Source organism: Flavobacterium sp. (assembly GCF_041911335.1).
In the GTDB taxonomy this organism is placed as follows: domain Bacteria; phylum Bacteroidota; class Bacteroidia; order Flavobacteriales; family Flavobacteriaceae; genus Flavobacterium.
The window spans coordinates 1-17,019 of sequence record NZ_JAYRPD010000033.1 but is presented as its reverse complement, the minus strand read 5'-3'; the positions used below and the strand labels follow the sequence as shown (position 1 = coordinate 17,019).

Here is a 17,019-nt window from a genome sequence, read left to right as displayed (position 1 = left end):
CGACACCCAACTTCCATCTTCCAACTTCCATAAATTTAATCAAACTTCGCATCAAAATGTTCCATCCATTTGCCTTGGACTTTCATCACTTGCTCGATAACATCACGAACGGCTCCTTTTCCGCCTTCTACGTGCGAAATATATTTAGAAATTCCTTTGATTTCTGGAACTGCGTTTTGTGGACACGTTGGTAATCCTACTAATTGCATTACGTGATAATCTGGAATATCGTCTCCCATATATAACACATTTTCAGGTTGGATATTGTAAATATCAGTGAATTCTTTGAAGGTTTCTACTTTGTTTGGAACACCTAAATGAATATCGGTAATTCCTAAATTTCTTAAACGAACGCGAACACCTTCATTACTTCCTCCCGAAATAATACAAACCGTGTAGCCATTTTCAACAGCGGCTTTCATGGCATAACCATCTCTGATATTCATGTTGCGAAGCATTTCGCCTGTTGGGGTTACGTGAATAGTTCCGTCAGTTAGCACTCCATCAACGTCGAAGATGAAAGTGGTGATTTCGTTCATGAGTTCTTTATAACTTTTTGACATGTTGTATCGATTGTGTAAGTAATTGATATAGGTTTTTATATTCGGGATTTTCTAAGAAATCTAAATGTTTTTCAATGGTTTTGGTATCGTTTCGTAAAGCCGGACCTGTTTGCGCTTCTTTTGGAGAAAGTTCCGTGATTTTATGAGCTGTTTCTTGAATTAAAGGATGTAATATTTCAAAAGGAACGTTGTTTTCTTCGCAAATTTCATTTCCAATTTCATACAAATGATTCACAAAATTACAAACAAAAACAGCAGCCACGTGCAAACTTTTGCGTTGTTCCGAAGAAATGTGAAATACTTTTTGCGAAATGCAATTGCCTAATTCTTCTAAAAGTTGGTAATCAGCTTCATTTTCAGCTTCCAAACAAATGGGAATAGGAGCGAAGTCGATTTCTTTTCCTTTAGTAAACGTTTGTAACGGATAAAAAACGCCTTTTCTATTTTTATCGTTTAACACCGAAATGTCAGAAGTTCCAGAAGTATGCACTACCAAACGATTTTCAAACGGTAACTGCGCAGAAACTTTAGCAATAGCATTATCTGAAACCGAAATAATATACAAATCAGCTTCCGTAATTTTTTGATAATCAGCTGTAATTTTATGCTCTGGAAGCAAATGCGATAAATGACTTGGGTTACGAGCAAACGCTTGTACCAAATCCACTTCTTTAGCCTGCAACAACACCTGAATTAAGTGTTGGGCAACATTTCCTGAACCGATTAGTACGACTTTTATCATGGGGTAAAAATAGTGAATTTTGAGGAAGTTTTGTAATAAAAAAACTCCCGATTCATTTGAATCGAGAGTTTTTTTATACTGTAAACTGCGACTGTAAACTGAACACTAGCGTAAGCTAGCTCCTAATTGACTTTCAAAATTACTTTGAAGTTTACTCATAATTTTATCAATTTGAGTATCGGTTAGCGTTTTAGAATCATCTTGTAAAATGAAACTTACGGCGTAGGATTTTTTACCTTCTGGCAAGTTATTTCCTTGGTAAACGTCGAATAAGTTCACGTCTTTTAATAATCCTTTTTCCGTTTGTTTTGCGATGTTGTAGATTTGTTCAAATTTCACGTTTTCGTCTAATAATAACGCTAAATCTCTACGAACTTCAGGATATTTTGGAATATCGGTGAATTTAATTTTTGTAGAAACGTATTTCTGAATTTTATCCCAAGCAAAATCAGCGTACAACACTTCTTGTTTGATATCGAAATGCTTTAAAACTAATTTTTTAACCGTTCCAAATTCTACAATTACTTCTTTTCCAACCGCTAAAGCTAAACCTTCAGAGAAAACATCATTTTCAAATGGTAATGAAGTCACTTTTTTATCTAATCCCAAACGACTTAAAATGGTGTTGATATACCCTTTAAACAAGAAGAAATCAGATTTTGATTGTGGATTAGTCCAACTTTCGTTTTGTCTGTTTCCAGTTACCAATAAGGTTAAGTGTTTGTTTTCATCGTGACCATTGGCTGTTTTGTGGTAACTTTTTCCAAATTCGAAGAACTTTAAATCGCTTCTTTTTCTATTAATATTGAAAGAAACCGCCTCTAATCCAGAAAACAATAACGATTGACGCATCGCTGATAAATCACTACTCAACGGATTTAACATCATTACATTGAATTCTTCTTTCAAGTTTTCCGAAAGTTTTACGTAATCTGGCGTAGTTAAAGAATTCGCCATCATTTCGTTGAAACCTAATGAACACAATTGGTTGGCAATGATATTTTGAACTTTATATTCTTCCGTTCTTGATGAATAGGCTGTAGTAGCATTCACTTTAGAAGGAATTTTGATATTATTGTATCCGTAAACACGTAAAATTTCTTCAATTACATCAATTTCGCGAGTAACATCCACACGATATGAAGGTATAATTAACCCTAAACCAGCATCAGAAATTGAATTTACTTTAATATCTAATGAAACTAAAATCTTTTTAATGGTTTCTGGTTTAATTTCTTCACCAATGATTTTATTCACTTTATTGAAATGAATAAACACACTAAAATCTTCAATCTTTTTAGGATAAATATCAATAATATCCGAAGTAATTTCTCCACCTGCCACTTCTTGAATCAATAAAGCCGCACGTTTTAAAGCGTATTCGGTAATAGTTGGATCGATTCCTCTTTCAAAACGGAAAGAAGCATCGGTACTTAATGTATGTCTTTTAGCCGTTTTTCTAACTGAAACCGGATTAAAATAAGCGCTTTCTAAGAAAATAGCCTGTGTTTTTTCAGAAACTCCCGAAGTTTTTCCTCCGAAAACACCTGCAATGCACATTGGACCACTTTCGTCACAAATCATTAAATCTTCTTCGTGAAGTGTACGTTCAATATCATCTAGAGTAACAAATTTAGTTCCTGCTGGAACTGTTTTTACTACTACTTTATTTCCTCTAATTTGAGCGGCATCAAAAGCGTGCAACGGTTGACCTAATTCGTGTAAAACGTAATTCGTAACGTCAACAATATTGTTTTTTGGAGTTAAACCAATCGCTTTCAAACGGTTTTGTAACCAATTTGGAGATGGTTTTACAGTAACTCCCGAAATCGTAACACCACAATATCTTGGTGCTAATTTGTCGTTTTCTACTTTTATATCAATTTTTAAAGTACGTTTTTCTACTTTAAATTTACTTACCGATGGTGTAATTAATTCCGAAGTAGTTCCTTTTTGTAATAATCCAGCACGTAAATCACGCGCAACTCCCATGTGAGACATAGCGTCAGCACGGTTTGGCGTTAAACCAATTTCGAATACTTCATCCGTTTCAATTTCGAATACTTTTGAAGCTGGCGTTCCCGGTTTTAAGTCTTCGTTCAAAATCATAATTCCGTCATGACTTTCGCCTAATCCTAATTCGTCTTCAGCACAAATCATTCCGTGACTTTCTTGTCCACGGATTTTACCTTTTTTAATTTCGAATGCGTTTCCTTCTTTGTCAAATAACTTGGTGCCAATTGTCGCTACAGGAACTTTTTGTCCCGCTGCCACATTTGGAGCACCACAAACAATTTGAACTGGCGAGTTTCCATCACCTAAATCAACCGTTGTGATTTTTAGTTTATCAGCATCAGGATGTTTTTCGCATGTTAACACATGACCAATCACAACGCCTTGTAAACCTCCTTTTAAACTTTCGTATTTGTCAACGCCTTCTACTTCCAAACCTAAGTCGGTAAGAATATCGGCAATTTCTTCAGATTTTAAATCGGTTTTAATGAATTGTTTTAACCAATTGTAAGATATACGCATTTTGTATCGAATTTTAAGAGTGCAAATATAAGTTAAAGTTTAAGAGTTTGAAAGCTTAAAATTACTTTTTCAAGAACGAAATCAATCCAGAAAAATACGTTTTTTGGTCGTCGTAAAATGCCATATGACTTCCTTTTGGACAGAATAAATACGAACCATTTGGTAGGATTTTCGAAATTTCTTCCATGTGTTTTGGATCCATGGTATCGTATTTCGCTCCTATAACAAGTGTTGGGATTTTTACGTTTTTCAAATCCGATTTTCGGTCCCATTTTTCTAATTTTCCTGAGATACCAAATTCACTCGGACCTTGCATGGTGACATAAAGCGACTGATTCATCTTAGCAAACGAACGATTTACCGGTTCTGGCCAATCTTTTGCTGGGAAACGAAGAATGTGTTTTTCATAGAAATTCGGAAGCAACAATTCCATATATCTTGGATTTGAAAAATCATTATTAGCTTCTATTTTCATCAATTCTGCCAATACTTCTGGTTTCATTTGTTTGGCTAATACTTCATTGGCATATTTATCATATTCAGGGCAACTTGCCATCATGTTCGAAATGATTAAGCCTTTCATGTTGTTTTGATATTTCAAACTGTATTCCATTGCTAAAATGCCGCCCCATGAATGACCTAACAAGTAAAAATTAGTATTGTCTAAGTTCAAAGCTTTACGTACTTGTTCTACTTCTTCCACATATCTTGGTAAATCCCACATAGCAGTATCGTTTGGATTATCGGCATTTCCGCAACCTAATTGGTCGTAATAAATGAACTCGATGCCTTCTGCTGGTAAGAAGTTTTCAAAACATTCAAAATATTCGTGCGTAGCGCCTGGACCGCCATTTAAAAGCAATACTTTAATTTTTGGATTGTTTCCAATACGTTTCGTCCAAACATTAAAAGTACCTTTTGGAGTTGTAATGGGAATCACTTTTACACCACCATTTTGAATACTATCAGAAGATTGTGCAAAATAATCGTTTTGAGTGGCTACGGTTTCTTGTTTACAGCTTGTGAATAAAGCTATGGTAAAGAGTAGGAGTGTTGTGTGGAATAGGTTTTTCATGGTTGTTTTTTTAGTTTTAATATTTGTTTTCCAAAAATAGTACTATTAAATTCGATTCTGTCATCATAATCTATAGATTCTGTTGGTGGGTCAACTGGGACTTTATCAATTGTTTCTCCTTTCAAATTCGTACATTCTACATACAAATCATCAAAAATTAAAATTACATTATTTCTTCTTTCTATATAAGGCAATTGAGTTGCTTCTTCATTTCTTATAATGCTTTTGTTTTTCAAGTCAAAAACACACCATTCAATATTTCCACTATAAAATAACAAGTTCGTTTCTGGAATAAATAAGAAACTATTTTCATCAATTATGCTATAATTTGTTAGGTCAAACTTTATTGTGATTTTAATCTCCTTGTTTTCAAAAAGTAAAACTGTTGACTTTACAATATCTTCATTATGATATTTTTTTTCAATAAAAACAATGTCAAAATCTTCAGATGGAATAATATGATCATAATTTTTAATTTCCATTTTATGATGATTTTTTAGGTTAAAATATCTCAAATATACCAAATTTCCTCCAAACCCTTACAAAATCTCTTCCACGTGTTTCTTTATATTCGAAGCAATTTTTGTCATGGGTAAATCGTTGGCGTCATTGCCAAATGGGTCTTCGATTTCTTCGGCGATTAATTCTAAACTCGCTAAAACATAAAAGATAAAAATCACTACCGGAATTACGTAGTAACCCAAGCTAAATACAAATCCGAAAGGTAACGTCATCACAAAAAAGAAAATAAATTTTTTGATAAACGAACTATACGAGTAGGGAATAGGCGTGTTTTTAATGCGTTCGCAAGCGCCACAAATATCAGTAAACGATTGTAATTCTGAATTGATGATGTAAAATTGGTCACCTGTAATTTTTCCTGATTGGTACAAATCATTTGCCTTTTGAAACAACATTTTTGCCACTTGATTTGGGCGATGTTTGTGATGATCTATTTCTAAATCCAAACCTTCAAACAACATTTTACTCACATCTTCATTCAACAAATGTTTCGAAAGCACCGAAGCATAAGCTGGAATTACTTTTCTGAAGAAATTTCTATCTTTTTCATCAGACAAATAAGCTGAAAGTTTTAAAGCTAAATTTCGACTATTGTTTACTAAAGCGCCCCATTGTTTTCGACCTTCCCACCAACGGTCGTAAGCCGTATTGGTTCGGTAGGCCAATAATAACGACAACACAAAACCTACTGTAGTGTGCATTATATTAAGGTTCTTTACATGACTGGTTTCAGAAAGTTTCCAATATTCGATTTCCAAATAGGCAATTCCGTAAGCATAAAAACCAATGAAAAACATCATAGGAATTAGTTGGCGAAACGTATCCGATTCGTGAAAACGAAAGATAAAAGTAATCCAGTCTTTAGGGTTGTATTGAACCATTTTTTAGTGATTAGTGATTAGTGATTAGTGAAAAGCAGATTCTCAATTTCACAGTTTCACAATTAAACATTTTAACAAATCTAAAATATTAATTCAATTTTAAAGTACCGGCTAATTCTTTTAAATTAATTTCTGAAAGTTTGGTTACATATTGTGCATTCGAATAACGAACTGACGCTTCAACAAAGTTTTGCTGAGCTGTCCTAAATTCGATTGTGGTTATGGTTCCAATTTTGAATTTCGCTAATGTAATATCTAAGTTTTGTTTGGCGATTTCTAAGTTTTTTTCTTCCACTTTTATCAACTCTAAATTGGTTTGATAACTCGCATATAAAGACGATAATTGAGAGGTTAACGATAATTTTTGTTGTTCCAAAAGTAAACCTGCATTCTCTACTTGATATTTCGCTACTTTTTCGTTTTTGTTTTGAAGAAAGCCATTAAAAATAGGCACAGTAGCCGTTACTCCATACACAAAACCTTGTCCAGAAGATTGTGTGATGAATCCCAAAGAAGCTTCCGAACGCGTGAAATTATATCCTGAAGTAAGTCGAACCGTTGGATATCTATTGCCTTTGACTTGTTTCAAATTCAAATCGGCTACTTTTTTAGATAGAATTTGCGCTTGTAATTGCGGATTTTGTTTTTCTGCTGTCGATTTTAATTCGTTGAAATCTAAATTTTGTTCGAATGTAACTTCGTTAGCCACTTTAAAATCGGTTTGAATATCGCGAACTAATAATTCGTTCAATCTAATTTTACTGATTTTGATGAGTTCTTTTTGTCTCAATTGCAAACTTAAATCGCTATTCAAATCTACTTGCGCATTCAAAACTTCTAATTTCGAAGCTTTTCCAATACTAAAACGATTTTGAGCAGTAGTTAAGCGTTGGTTTGAAATCACAATCGCTGTATCAATCGAAGCTAAAACTTGTTGTTGTTGCACCAAATCGAAATAAGTTGTATAAACATCGCTAATTCGGGTTAAAATCGCAATTTGTAATTCGGCTTTTCCTTGTTGTTCTAAAACGTTCAATTGCTCTTTTCTTGCAAACATGCTTAAGCCATCAAAAATCGTCCAATCTAAACCAACACCATAGGTTAAGTTCATGTTTTTAGCGTTGTCTAATTTTCTTTCGGTTCCATCAGCTTGCGTTTGAGTGGTATTTAATTGACTATTATTGTTAGTAAAATTTGCATTCAACGAAGGCAACATTCCAGCATTGGCTAAATTGTTGTTGGTTGCATCAATTTTGGAATTGTTTTTTGCGATTTTAATATCGTAATTGTTTTCCAAGGCAATTTTTACCGCGTCTTCAAGTGAAAGCAATTCTTGTGCTTGTGCTGAAAATCCGATGATAAAAAGGAATACTATTTTATATAAATGTTGCATACTATTATTTCTCTAAAGCGTCTAAATTATCAAATTCTGGTCGGTGTTTTTTTGCTTTTGACCACATTAAATAGATAGCTGGAATTACAAATAAAGTTAAGATTAACGAAAACATAGTTCCGCCCACAATTACAATTCCCATTCCCATTCTACTTGCCGAAGCCGCTCCAAGTGATAAAGCAATTGGTAAAGCTCCTAAAGCAATGGCTAAACTCGTCATTAAAATTGGTCGTAAACGCGCTTCCGAAGCTTCTAAAATGGCATCGTATTTCGATTTTCCTTGTTCTCGAAGTTGGTTGGCAAATTCGACTATCAGAATTCCGTTTTTGGTAACGAGTCCAATCAGCATGACGGTTCCAATTTGACTAAAAATATTCCAAGTTTGTCCAAATAACCAAAGCGAGAATAACGCTCCAGCTACTGCCATTGGTACGGTTAAGATAATAATAAATGGGTCAATAAAACTTTCAAACTGAGCGGCTAAAATCAAATAAATTAACAATAATGCCAATCCGAAAGCGAAAGAAGTATTGGAACTACTTTCTACGAAGTCACGCGATTCACCACCTAAATCGGTTGTAAAAGTATCGTCTAACACTTTTTCTTTGATTTCGTCCATGGCATTGATTCCATCAATCATACTTTTTCCTGGTGCTAAACCTGCTGAAACCGTTGCCGACATATAGCGATTGTTATGAAATAATTGTGGTGGATTACTTTGTTCTTCCACCTCAACTACGTTATCTAATTGGATTAATTCACCTGCTTTGTTTTTTACAAACATCGAAGTTAAATCCAATGGAGCATCTCTGTCTTTTTCGTCAAATTGTCCAATAACTTGATATTGTTTTCCGTTTTGCATGAAATAACCAAAACGTTGTCCGCTTAACGATAATTGCAATGTTTGCGCTACATCTAAAACCGAAATCCCTAAACTTTCTGCTTTTTCGCGATTAATGGTTACGTTGATTTCAGGTTTATTGAATTTTAAATTCACGTCGACATTGGAGAAAGTTTCGTTTTTACTCGCTTCTTCCATGAATTGCGGAATTTTTTCTCTTAATTTTTCAAAATTTGGCGCTTGAATAATGTATTGAATTGGCAAACCACCACGTCTGTTAACTGAAATCGTTGGTTGTTCCGAAACGTTAACTTTGGCTTGTGGATATTTTTTGGTCCATTTGTTCAAATCATCGACAATTTCTTTTTGTGATTTTTCACGTTCGCTAGGATCTACCAATGCTAAACGAACCCTTCCTGCATTTACCGAAGAAGACATAAAACCTGGTGAAGTAATTACTAATGCTACTTTCTTTTCTGGAATCGAATCGTTGATTAAATCGGATAATTCTTCCATGAATCGGTCAGTATATTCATAAGTTGAACCTTCTGGAGTTGTGACACTAATTACACCTAAACTTCTATCATCATAAGGTGCGGTTTCTTTAGGAAGAATGGCAAAAAACAACACAATCAATCCAATACAAACTCCGATAATTGGGAAACTCAACCATTTTCTTTTTAAGAATTTAGTTAATGCATTGGCGTATCCTGTATTTAAACTTACGAAGAAAGGTTCTGTAAATTCATAGAATTTTGTTTTCTTTTGCTCACCACCTTTCATTAAATAGGCATTCAACATTGGTGTTAAAGTCAACGATACAAAGGCGGAAATCAGTACAGCAGCACCAATGACGACACCAAACTCTCGGAACAATCGTCCAACGAAACCTTCTAAGAAAATAATCGGTAAGAAAACGGCTGCTAATGTTACCGAGATCGAAATTACAGCAAAGAAAATCTCATTCGAACCTTTGATAGCCGCTTGGATAGGCGACATACCTTCTTCGACTTTTTTGAAGATGTTTTCGGTTACTACAATTCCGTCGTCAACTACTAATCCTGTGGCTAAAACAATTGCCAACAAGGTTAAAACGTTGATAGAGAAACCACACAAATACATGATAAAAAATGTAGCAATCAACGAAACCGGAATATCAATTAAAGGTCGGAATGCGATGGACCAATCTCTAAAGAATAAGAAGATAATAATGATTACCAAAACTACAGAAATGGCTAATGTTTCCGCTACCTCAACAACTGATTTTTTAATGAAAATAGTATTATCTAAAGCAATATCTAATTTGATATCGCTCGGTAAATCTTTCTTTAATTTATCAACTTCGGCATAAAATTGTTCGGCAATTTCTAAGTAATTCGTTCCAGGTTGTGGAATAATAGCCACAGCCACCATCGGATTACCTGATTCGGTAAACTTGGTTTCTAAATTTTCAGAAGCTAAAACCGCATAACCAATATCGCTTAAACGAACGGTTTTATTGGCATCAGCTAAAATGATAATATCGTTGAATTCTTTTTCTGTAGATAAATTTCCAAGCGTTTTTACCATTAATTCGGTATTGGCACCTGTTAATTTTCCCGAAGGCAATTCTACATTTTGTTTGTCCAAAGCATTTCGAACATCGGCAACCGTGATTCCGTAAGCATTCAATTTGATAGGATCCATCCAAATACGCATTGAATAACGCTTTTGTCCCCAAATTTGTACGCTACTCACGCCTGGAATCGTCTGAATTCTTTCAGAAATTACGTTTTCGGCATAATCACTCAATTCTAATGCGTTTCTCGATTGACTTTGAACCGTCATCGAAATAATAGCATCAGAATCGGCATCAGCTTTCGAAACTACTGGTGGCGCATCAATATCTTGTGGTAAACTTCTAACGGCTTGCGAAACTTTATCACGCACATCGTTAGCAGCTTCTTCTAGGTTTTTCTCTAATTTGAATTCGACTGTAATATTACTCGAACCTTGATTACTTGAAGATGTTATGTTTCGAATACCATCAATGGAGTTAATGGCTTTTTCAAGTGGTTCGGTAATTTGCGATTCGATAATTTCTGCGTTAGCACCGGTGTAATTCGTTCGTACGTTAATTACGGCAGGATCAATTGATGGGAATTCGCGAACTCCCAAATAACTAAATCCTAAAATACCAAAAAGTATAATCAGTAAATTGATTACAATGGTAAATACGGGTCTTTTTATACTTAAAGTAGATAAACTCATTTTAAATTTAGAAGTTTGAAATTAGAATTTAGAGAAGCTTATTTTACTTTTACTTTGATATCGGCTTCGTCTTTTAAAGCCATAACGCCAGAAGTTAAAATCGTATCTCCTGATTTTACGCCTTGCGTAACGATTACATCTTTATCAGTTCTGGCGATAGTTTCTATTTTTACTTCTTTTGCTTTTCCGTTATTAGCAATATAAACTACTTTTCCGTCTTGCACTGGAACAACCGCTTCAGAAGGAATTTGAATAGCTCCTTTGATATTTTTTAGAGGAAGTTCAATAGTAGCAAAGGTTCCCGCTAAAAGTTTTCCATTCGGATTTTCAGCAATCGCTCTAATTTTTAAGGTTCGGGTAGAAGTTTCAATTTCAGGTTCGATTGCGTAAATTTTTGCTGTGAATTTTTCAGGATTATTTGGAATCGTAAATTGAATATTGGTATTGTTTTCCACTTCCGAAGCATATTTTTCAGGAATAGAGAAACTAATTTTTACCTGATTCGCACTAACTAATTTGGTGATTAGCGTAGTAGGTGTAACATAAGTTCCAGGAGAAATATTTCGTAAACCAATTTTTCCTGAAAAAGGCGCTCTTATACTTGTTTTAGCAATTTGCGCTTGAATCAATTGGGTTTGCGCTTTAAGACTTCTATATTCAGCACTTGCGATATCATATTCTTCTTGAGAAATAGCTTCTTTTTGTAGCAATAATTTAGCTCTTCTTTCATTTTCAGAAGCTAAACTTTGACGGGTTTGGGCTTGCGAAAGTTGGGCACGAAGTTCGATATCGTTTACTTTCAATAAAACCTGGCCTTTGCTAACGTTTGTTCCTTCTGTGAAATAAATTTTTTCTACAATTCCAGAAACTTCACTTCTGATTTCAACATTCTCGTTAGCTTCAATAGAACCAGAAAGAGAAATAGTATTCGCAAAATTAGTTTCCGAAACCACTATAGCATCCACCATCATTGGCGGTTTTTTATCTCCTTTTCCGCCACCTTTTTCAGATTCGGCATTGTTTTTTGTAATTCGATATCCAATTAAACCAACAAGAGTTAAAGTGATTAGCGTGATGCTTATAGTTTTTATTTTCATAATTGCGGGACTAAACTTAAGATTTTATACAAAGCTAGGTTTTAAGAAATAATTATGCCAAAACCTTACCATTTATTTAACATTGTTGTAGGTACAAATGTTTTAAAAATTTGAGATTTATTTAAAAAAGTTACGAAATAGGTATTGAAATTTATTTTTTGTTATAATTTTTCTAAACTTCGTTACATTAAATGAAATTTAGCTAATGTAATTCCAAATCGTTTTCTTTTTGCTTAACTCAATAAATGCTTCACGTAATTTTGCATGCTCTGGTTTTTCCATAGGAGCATCATCTTTCAGTAATTTGATAGCGTGATGACGCGCCAATTGTAAAATTTCTTTATCTCTTACCAAATCGGCAATTTGAAGATTTAAAACACCACTTTGTTGTTTGCCCATAATGTCACCCGGACCACGTAATTTTAAATCTACTTCCGAAATTTCGAAGCCATCATTGGTACGCACCATCGTTTCCATTCGGATTTTACTATCGTTGCTTAGTTTATGACCTGTCATTAAGATACAATAACTTTGCTCGGCACCACGACCTACACGTCCACGTAACTGATGCAATTGCGATAAACCAAAACGTTCCGCACTTTCAATGACCATCACGGAAGCATTGGGAACATTTACACCAACCTCAATTACAGTCGTTGCGACCATAATGTTAGTTTTTCCTTCTGAAAAACGACGCATTTCTTCATCTTTATCAGCTGGTTTCATTTTTCCGTGAACGATGGAAATAGAATATTGTGGTAAAGGAAAATCTCTTGAAATACTTTCATAACCATCCATCAAATCCTTGTAATCCATTTTTTCAGATTCTTGAATTAACGGATATACAATATACACTTGGCGACCTTTAGCAATTTCATCTTTCAAGAATTTCCAAACTTTCAATCGGTTCGAATCATATCTATGTACTGTTTGAATCGGTTTTCTTCCTGGTGGTAATTCATCAATGACAGAAATATCTAAATCGCCATACAAACTCATTGCTAATGTTCGAGGAATAGGAGTTGCGGTCATTACGAGAACGTGTGGTGGAATAGTAGCCCCACCAACCTCCCCAGAAGGGAGGCTTTCCAAGATTGTCGTGATTTTTTTTAATGTATTTTCCGTATTGTTAATCACTTCTTCATTAGTGAAACGAATTACTTTAAAACCAATTTCATTTAATATTTGGGTTCGTAATTCATCAGCTTCTTTCTGTTCTGGAGTGTTGTGATAACCACCATCAACTTCAATTATCAGATTTTTTTCTAAACAAACAAAGTCCGCAATGAAGATATCAATTACGTGTTGTCTTCTAAATTTATACTTTAGATTTTTATTTCTTAAACATTCCCAAAGAACATTTTCTGCTTGGGTACTGTTTTTTTTATTTTCTTTTTTTAGGTCTTTTAAGAGCGCATAGGTTGAAGGACGTGCTGTTTGGTATTTTTGTAACACACGCTCTGTTTCCCCTCTTCTGGAGGGGTTAGGGGAGGCTTTTCCCCACAATTTACTTCTTTGTTCCACTCCAAATCTATGTTGTTCATCTATAATCGCTAAGCCTAAATTATGGAATTGAACTTTATCTTCTAACAAGGCATGCGTTCCAATTAAAATATCTAAACTACCATTTTCAAGTTCTTCGTGGATGATTTTTCTATCTGAAGTTTTAGTTGAACCAGTTAATATTTTTATTTTGATATTGAGTTCTTTAGCTAATTCAGTAATTCCGTTAAAATGTTGATTGGCTAAAATTTCTGTTGGCGCCATTAAGCAACTTTGAAAGCCATTATCTTTTGCCAAAAGCATGCACATTAAAGCCACAATCGTTTTTCCAGAACCTACGTCACCTTGAAGTAAACGATTCATTTGAGCATTGCTTCCTAAGTCGTTTCTAATTTCTTTTAATACTCGTTTTTGGGCATTGGTTAAATCGAAAGGCAAATGATTTTTATAGAAATTATTGAAGTTTTCACCCACTTTTTCAAACGGCATTCCTTTGATTTTGTGTTTGCGAATGAGATTTTTCGTAATCAATTGCAATTGAATGAAAAACAACTCTTCAAACTTCAATCGAAATTGCGCTTTTGCCAATAAATCTTGACTTTTCGGAAAATGAATATTGAATAACGCGGCATTTTTTGGAATCAATTTCAATTCGTCTAAAAGATAATTGGGCAGGTTTTCCGAAAACAAAGCTTGGGTTTCCACAAACAATTGTTGCATCATTTTATTGATGACTTTATTCGAAATCCCTTTATTGGCTAATTTTTCGGTACTTGGATAAACGGGTTGCATTGCCGAACGAAGACTGGCTTTGTGTTCATCTAACAATTCCATTTCGGGATGCGCCATATTGAAAGTAGAGCCAAATTGGGAAACTTTTCCAAAAATCACATACGGAATATTGATTTTGATACTTTCTCGAATCCATTTTTGACCTTGAAACCATACGAGTTCCATTTGACCAGTCTCGTCAACAAAAGTGGCAACTACTCTTGATTTTCCTTTGCCTTGTTCAACGGTTTTAATATTGATGATTTTTCCAACAATTTGAACTTCTGAATTGCTGTTTTGTAGTTCGTTAATCTTGTAATAACGCGTTCTATCGATATAGCGATTGGGAAATAAATTCAGTAAATCTGCGTACTTATAAATGCCCAACTCCTTGCGCAATAAATCGCCACGTTGTGGACCAACGCCTTTGAGATATTCTATGGGAGTTTCGAGTAGATTCATTTATTATTATTTGTCGTAGTGACAAGTCGTGACTTGTCTGTACTTATGTGTGGATTCAAAAGCGAAGATAGTTTATAATTTGTTAATTTAAAAAGGAGAGAATTTGAAAATGTTTATATTCGTACCTTATTAAATTCTATTAAGATGTTTCGTATTCTTTTTTCTTTATTATTTGTAAGTCTTTCATTTGCCCAACAAACGAATAAAGTTGATTTTATAAAATGTGATGCTTCAGTTTCTCCATATGCCTCAGAAAAATCAATTTATGGTGATGTTGTTTATGAATTTAAAGTAAAAAAAGCAATCGATACCATTAAAATTGATGCTAAAAGCATGGAATTTTCAAGGGTTATGATCAATGGAAAATCTGTGAATTTCAAAAACTCAGGAAAAGCATTAAATTTATTTGAAGGATTTAAAAAAGGAAAGAACAAACTAACTTTCAGATATTCAGCAAAACCGAAGCAAACTCTTTATTTTACAGGTCAAGATGAAAATTTACAAATTTGGACACAAGGTCAAGGACGCTACACTAGTCATTGGTTGCCAAGTTTTGATGATGTGAATGAAAAGGTAACTTTTAATATTTCAGTTGAATTTAGAAATGTTTTCCCAGTGATTTCAAATGGTGCTTTTATTTCAAATAAGTACAATTCGAAAGGAAATTTAATTACTTGGAATTATCAAATGCAAAAACCAATGTCGTCATACTTAGTTATGCTAGCCATAGGAAACTTTGCAAAACAAACATCAACAACTAAATCAGGAACGCCATTAGAATTTTATCTGGATAAGAAAGATGTTTCTAAATTTGAACCCACGTTTCGTTATTCCAAAGAAATGTTTGATTATTTGGAGCAAGAAATAGGAGTGAAGTATCCTTGGGGCATTTACCGCCAAGTTCCGGTTCGGGACTTTTTATATGCGGGAATGGAAAATACGACTTCTACCATTTTTTCACAAGATTTTGTAGTCGATGAAATAGGGTTTAACGATAGAAATTATGTCAATGTCAATGCACATGAATTAGCACATCAATGGTTTGGGGATTTGATTACGGCTCAATCTGGTAAACATCATTGGTTGCAGGAAGGTTTTGCGACTTATTATGCGTTATTAGCAGAACGTCATTTATTTGGAGATGATTATTTCTACGAAGAATTAAACGATTATGCCGAACAATTAAAACGTGCTTCCAAAACCGATACAATTCCAGTGATGAATGAAAAGGCTAGTTCGTTATCGTTTTACAAAAAAGGCGCTTGGGCATTACATGTAATGCGAGAAGACATTGGTGCAAAGAATTTCCAAAAAGCGGTAAAAAAGTATTTAAAGAGATACCAATACAAAAACGTAAACACGGATGATTTCTTGAAAATTGTGAAACAAGTTTCGGGTTATGATGTGGAGAATTTTAAAAAGGTTTGGTTAGAAAAGTCAGGATTTGAAATGGAAATCGCTCAAAAATATCTGTCTAAAAATAAATTCATTCAAGACTATTATGCTTTGAAGAAAAGTAAAAAATCATTAGCTGAATTGACTGAAATTTTAAAATCAGACGCATATTATCCAATCAAACAATACATTGTATATCAAACGCGAAATATTCCTTTCGAAGAACGAAAAGTAATTTTAGAAACTGCTTTAGCCACAAATAATATTTTAGTTCGAAGAGCCGTTGCAGAATCAACACCTGTAATTCCAGAAGCTTTTAAATTGCAATATGAAACGTTGTTGAATGACAATTCATATCAAACTAAAGAAATTGCTTTAACTAATTTATGGAAAAACTTTCCAGATGACCGTTTGCGTTGTTTAGAACAAACAAAAGAGATTGTTGGGAACAATGATAAAAGTTTCCGTCTAACTTGGTTAGCTTTAGCAATGAATACCGAAAATCTTCCAGAACAAGTAAAAGCTACTTCGTATAATCAATTGTTGGATTTTGCTTCTGAAAACTACGAAAGTTCCGTTAGACAAAACGCTTTAGAATTGCTATTGCAACTAAATCCAAATGATGAAAAAGTAATTGAATTATTGTTTAAAGCAACTGTACATCACAAATGGCAGTTTACCAAATTTGCTAGAGATAACATTCGCTTATTATTCAAAAAACAAGAATACAGAACAATAGTTGAAAAAATAGCAGCAACTTCGGATGAAACCATGAAAGAGTTGTATTTGAAATTTTTAAACGAAAAATAAAAAAGTCCCGATTAAATCGAGGGCACTGAAAAACATCGACTATTTTGATTAGTGCCTTTTTTAGTCAATAAAAAAACGCTTGTAACAGGATTTTAAACATCCGTTATAAGCGTTTTTCTTTTTGCAACTGTTTTTTATTGTAGTTTGTATAAGTTTGTTTTTGGCTTTTACAGGTTGTT

The 17,019-nt window shown here is 33.9% G+C and carries 11 protein-coding genes; 1 reads left to right on the top strand and 10 read right to left on the bottom strand.

The window, feature by feature from the left end; all coding sequences use genetic code 11:
* Positions 1-35: 35 nt before the first annotated feature.
* The 10 genes from ACE3PD_RS04390 to ACE3PD_RS04345 form a co-directional block, all read right to left on the bottom strand.
* On the bottom strand, positions 36-563 hold the full coding sequence (locus ACE3PD_RS04390; RefSeq protein ID WP_111567146.1) for an HAD family hydrolase: 528 nt from the start codon (positions 561-563) through the stop codon (positions 36-38).
* Positions 547-1,305 carry a Rossmann-like and DUF2520 domain-containing protein gene (locus ACE3PD_RS04385; RefSeq protein WP_374399894.1) on the bottom strand — a complete coding sequence of 253 codons (759 nt, stop codon included), beginning with the start codon at positions 1,303-1,305 and terminating at the stop codon, positions 547-549. Before ACE3PD_RS04385 ends, ACE3PD_RS04390 begins: the two co-directional genes overlap by 17 nt.
* Positions 1,306-1,410: 105 nt before the next feature.
* Positions 1,411-3,840 (bottom strand): phenylalanine--tRNA ligase subunit beta, encoded by a 2,430-nt coding sequence (pheT, locus tag ACE3PD_RS04380; RefSeq protein WP_374399892.1) that lies wholly within the window; start codon positions 3,838-3,840, stop codon positions 1,411-1,413.
* Between the two features lie 61 nt (positions 3,841-3,901).
* On the bottom strand, positions 3,902-4,915 hold the full coding sequence (locus tag ACE3PD_RS04375) for a proline iminopeptidase-family hydrolase (protein WP_374399890.1): 1,014 nt from the start codon (positions 4,913-4,915) through the stop codon (positions 3,902-3,904).
* The gene (locus ACE3PD_RS04370) at positions 4,912-5,397 is read right to left on the bottom strand and encodes a hypothetical protein (protein ID WP_374399888.1); all 486 of its coding nucleotides are present in this window, start codon (positions 5,395-5,397) and stop codon (positions 4,912-4,914) included. The genes ACE3PD_RS04375 and ACE3PD_RS04370 overlap by 4 nt, the downstream gene beginning before the upstream one ends.
* A 57-nt stretch (positions 5,398-5,454) precedes the next feature.
* Positions 5,455-6,318: a bestrophin family protein gene (locus tag ACE3PD_RS04365; RefSeq protein ID WP_374399886.1), complete on the bottom strand. Its 864-nt coding sequence runs from the start codon at positions 6,316-6,318 to the stop codon at positions 5,455-5,457.
* 88 nt (positions 6,319-6,406) lie between these two features.
* Entirely contained in the window at positions 6,407-7,711 is a 1,305-nt protein-coding gene (locus ACE3PD_RS04360; protein WP_374399884.1) for a TolC family protein, read from the bottom strand.
* A 4-nt stretch (positions 7,712-7,715) separates the two neighbouring features.
* Positions 7,716-10,802, bottom strand: coding sequence for an efflux RND transporter permease subunit (locus tag ACE3PD_RS04355; RefSeq protein ID WP_374399882.1), 3,087 nt, complete (start codon positions 10,800-10,802; stop codon positions 7,716-7,718).
* Between the two features lie 38 nt (positions 10,803-10,840).
* A complete protein-coding gene (locus tag ACE3PD_RS04350; protein WP_374399880.1) occupies positions 10,841-11,899 on the bottom strand; it encodes an efflux RND transporter periplasmic adaptor subunit in 1,059 nt (352 codons plus the stop codon).
* 198 nt (positions 11,900-12,097) lie between these two features.
* Positions 12,098-14,635 (bottom strand): DUF559 domain-containing protein, encoded by a 2,538-nt coding sequence (locus ACE3PD_RS04345; protein WP_374399878.1) that lies wholly within the window; start codon positions 14,633-14,635, stop codon positions 12,098-12,100.
* A 144-nt stretch (positions 14,636-14,779) separates the two neighbouring features.
* Here ACE3PD_RS04345 and ACE3PD_RS04340 point away from each other — a divergent pair, with 144 nt between their 5' ends.
* Positions 14,780-16,840 (top strand): M1 family metallopeptidase, encoded by a 2,061-nt coding sequence (locus tag ACE3PD_RS04340; RefSeq protein ID WP_374399876.1) that lies wholly within the window; start codon positions 14,780-14,782, stop codon positions 16,838-16,840.
* Positions 16,841-17,019 lie beyond the last annotated feature (179 nt).

Coding starts and splice junctions, on each gene's coding strand:
- ACE3PD_RS04360 (WP_374399884.1), bottom strand. CDS start 7,711: ATGCAACATTTATATAAAATAGTATTCCTTTTTATCATCGGATTTTCA.
- pheT (WP_374399892.1), bottom strand. CDS start 3,840: ATGCGTATATCTTACAATTGGTTAAAACAATTCATTAAAACCGATTTA.
- ACE3PD_RS04365 (WP_374399886.1), bottom strand. CDS start 6,318: ATGGTTCAATACAACCCTAAAGACTGGATTACTTTTATCTTTCGTTTT.
- ACE3PD_RS04355 (WP_374399882.1), bottom strand. CDS start 10,802: ATGAGTTTATCTACTTTAAGTATAAAAAGACCCGTATTTACCATTGTA.
- ACE3PD_RS04385 (WP_374399894.1), bottom strand. CDS start 1,305: ATGATAAAAGTCGTACTAATCGGTTCAGGAAATGTTGCCCAACACTTA.
- ACE3PD_RS04340 (WP_374399876.1), top strand. CDS start 14,780: ATGTTTCGTATTCTTTTTTCTTTATTATTTGTAAGTCTTTCATTTGCC.
- ACE3PD_RS04375 (WP_374399890.1), bottom strand. CDS start 4,915: ATGAAAAACCTATTCCACACAACACTCCTACTCTTTACCATAGCTTTA.
- ACE3PD_RS04370 (WP_374399888.1), bottom strand. CDS start 5,397: ATGGAAATTAAAAATTATGATCATATTATTCCATCTGAAGATTTTGAC.
- ACE3PD_RS04350 (WP_374399880.1), bottom strand. CDS start 11,899: ATGAAAATAAAAACTATAAGCATCACGCTAATCACTTTAACTCTTGTT.
- ACE3PD_RS04390 (WP_111567146.1), bottom strand. CDS start 563: ATGTCAAAAAGTTATAAAGAACTCATGAACGAAATCACCACTTTCATC.
- ACE3PD_RS04345 (WP_374399878.1), bottom strand. CDS start 14,635: ATGAATCTACTCGAAACTCCCATAGAATATCTCAAAGGCGTTGGTCCA.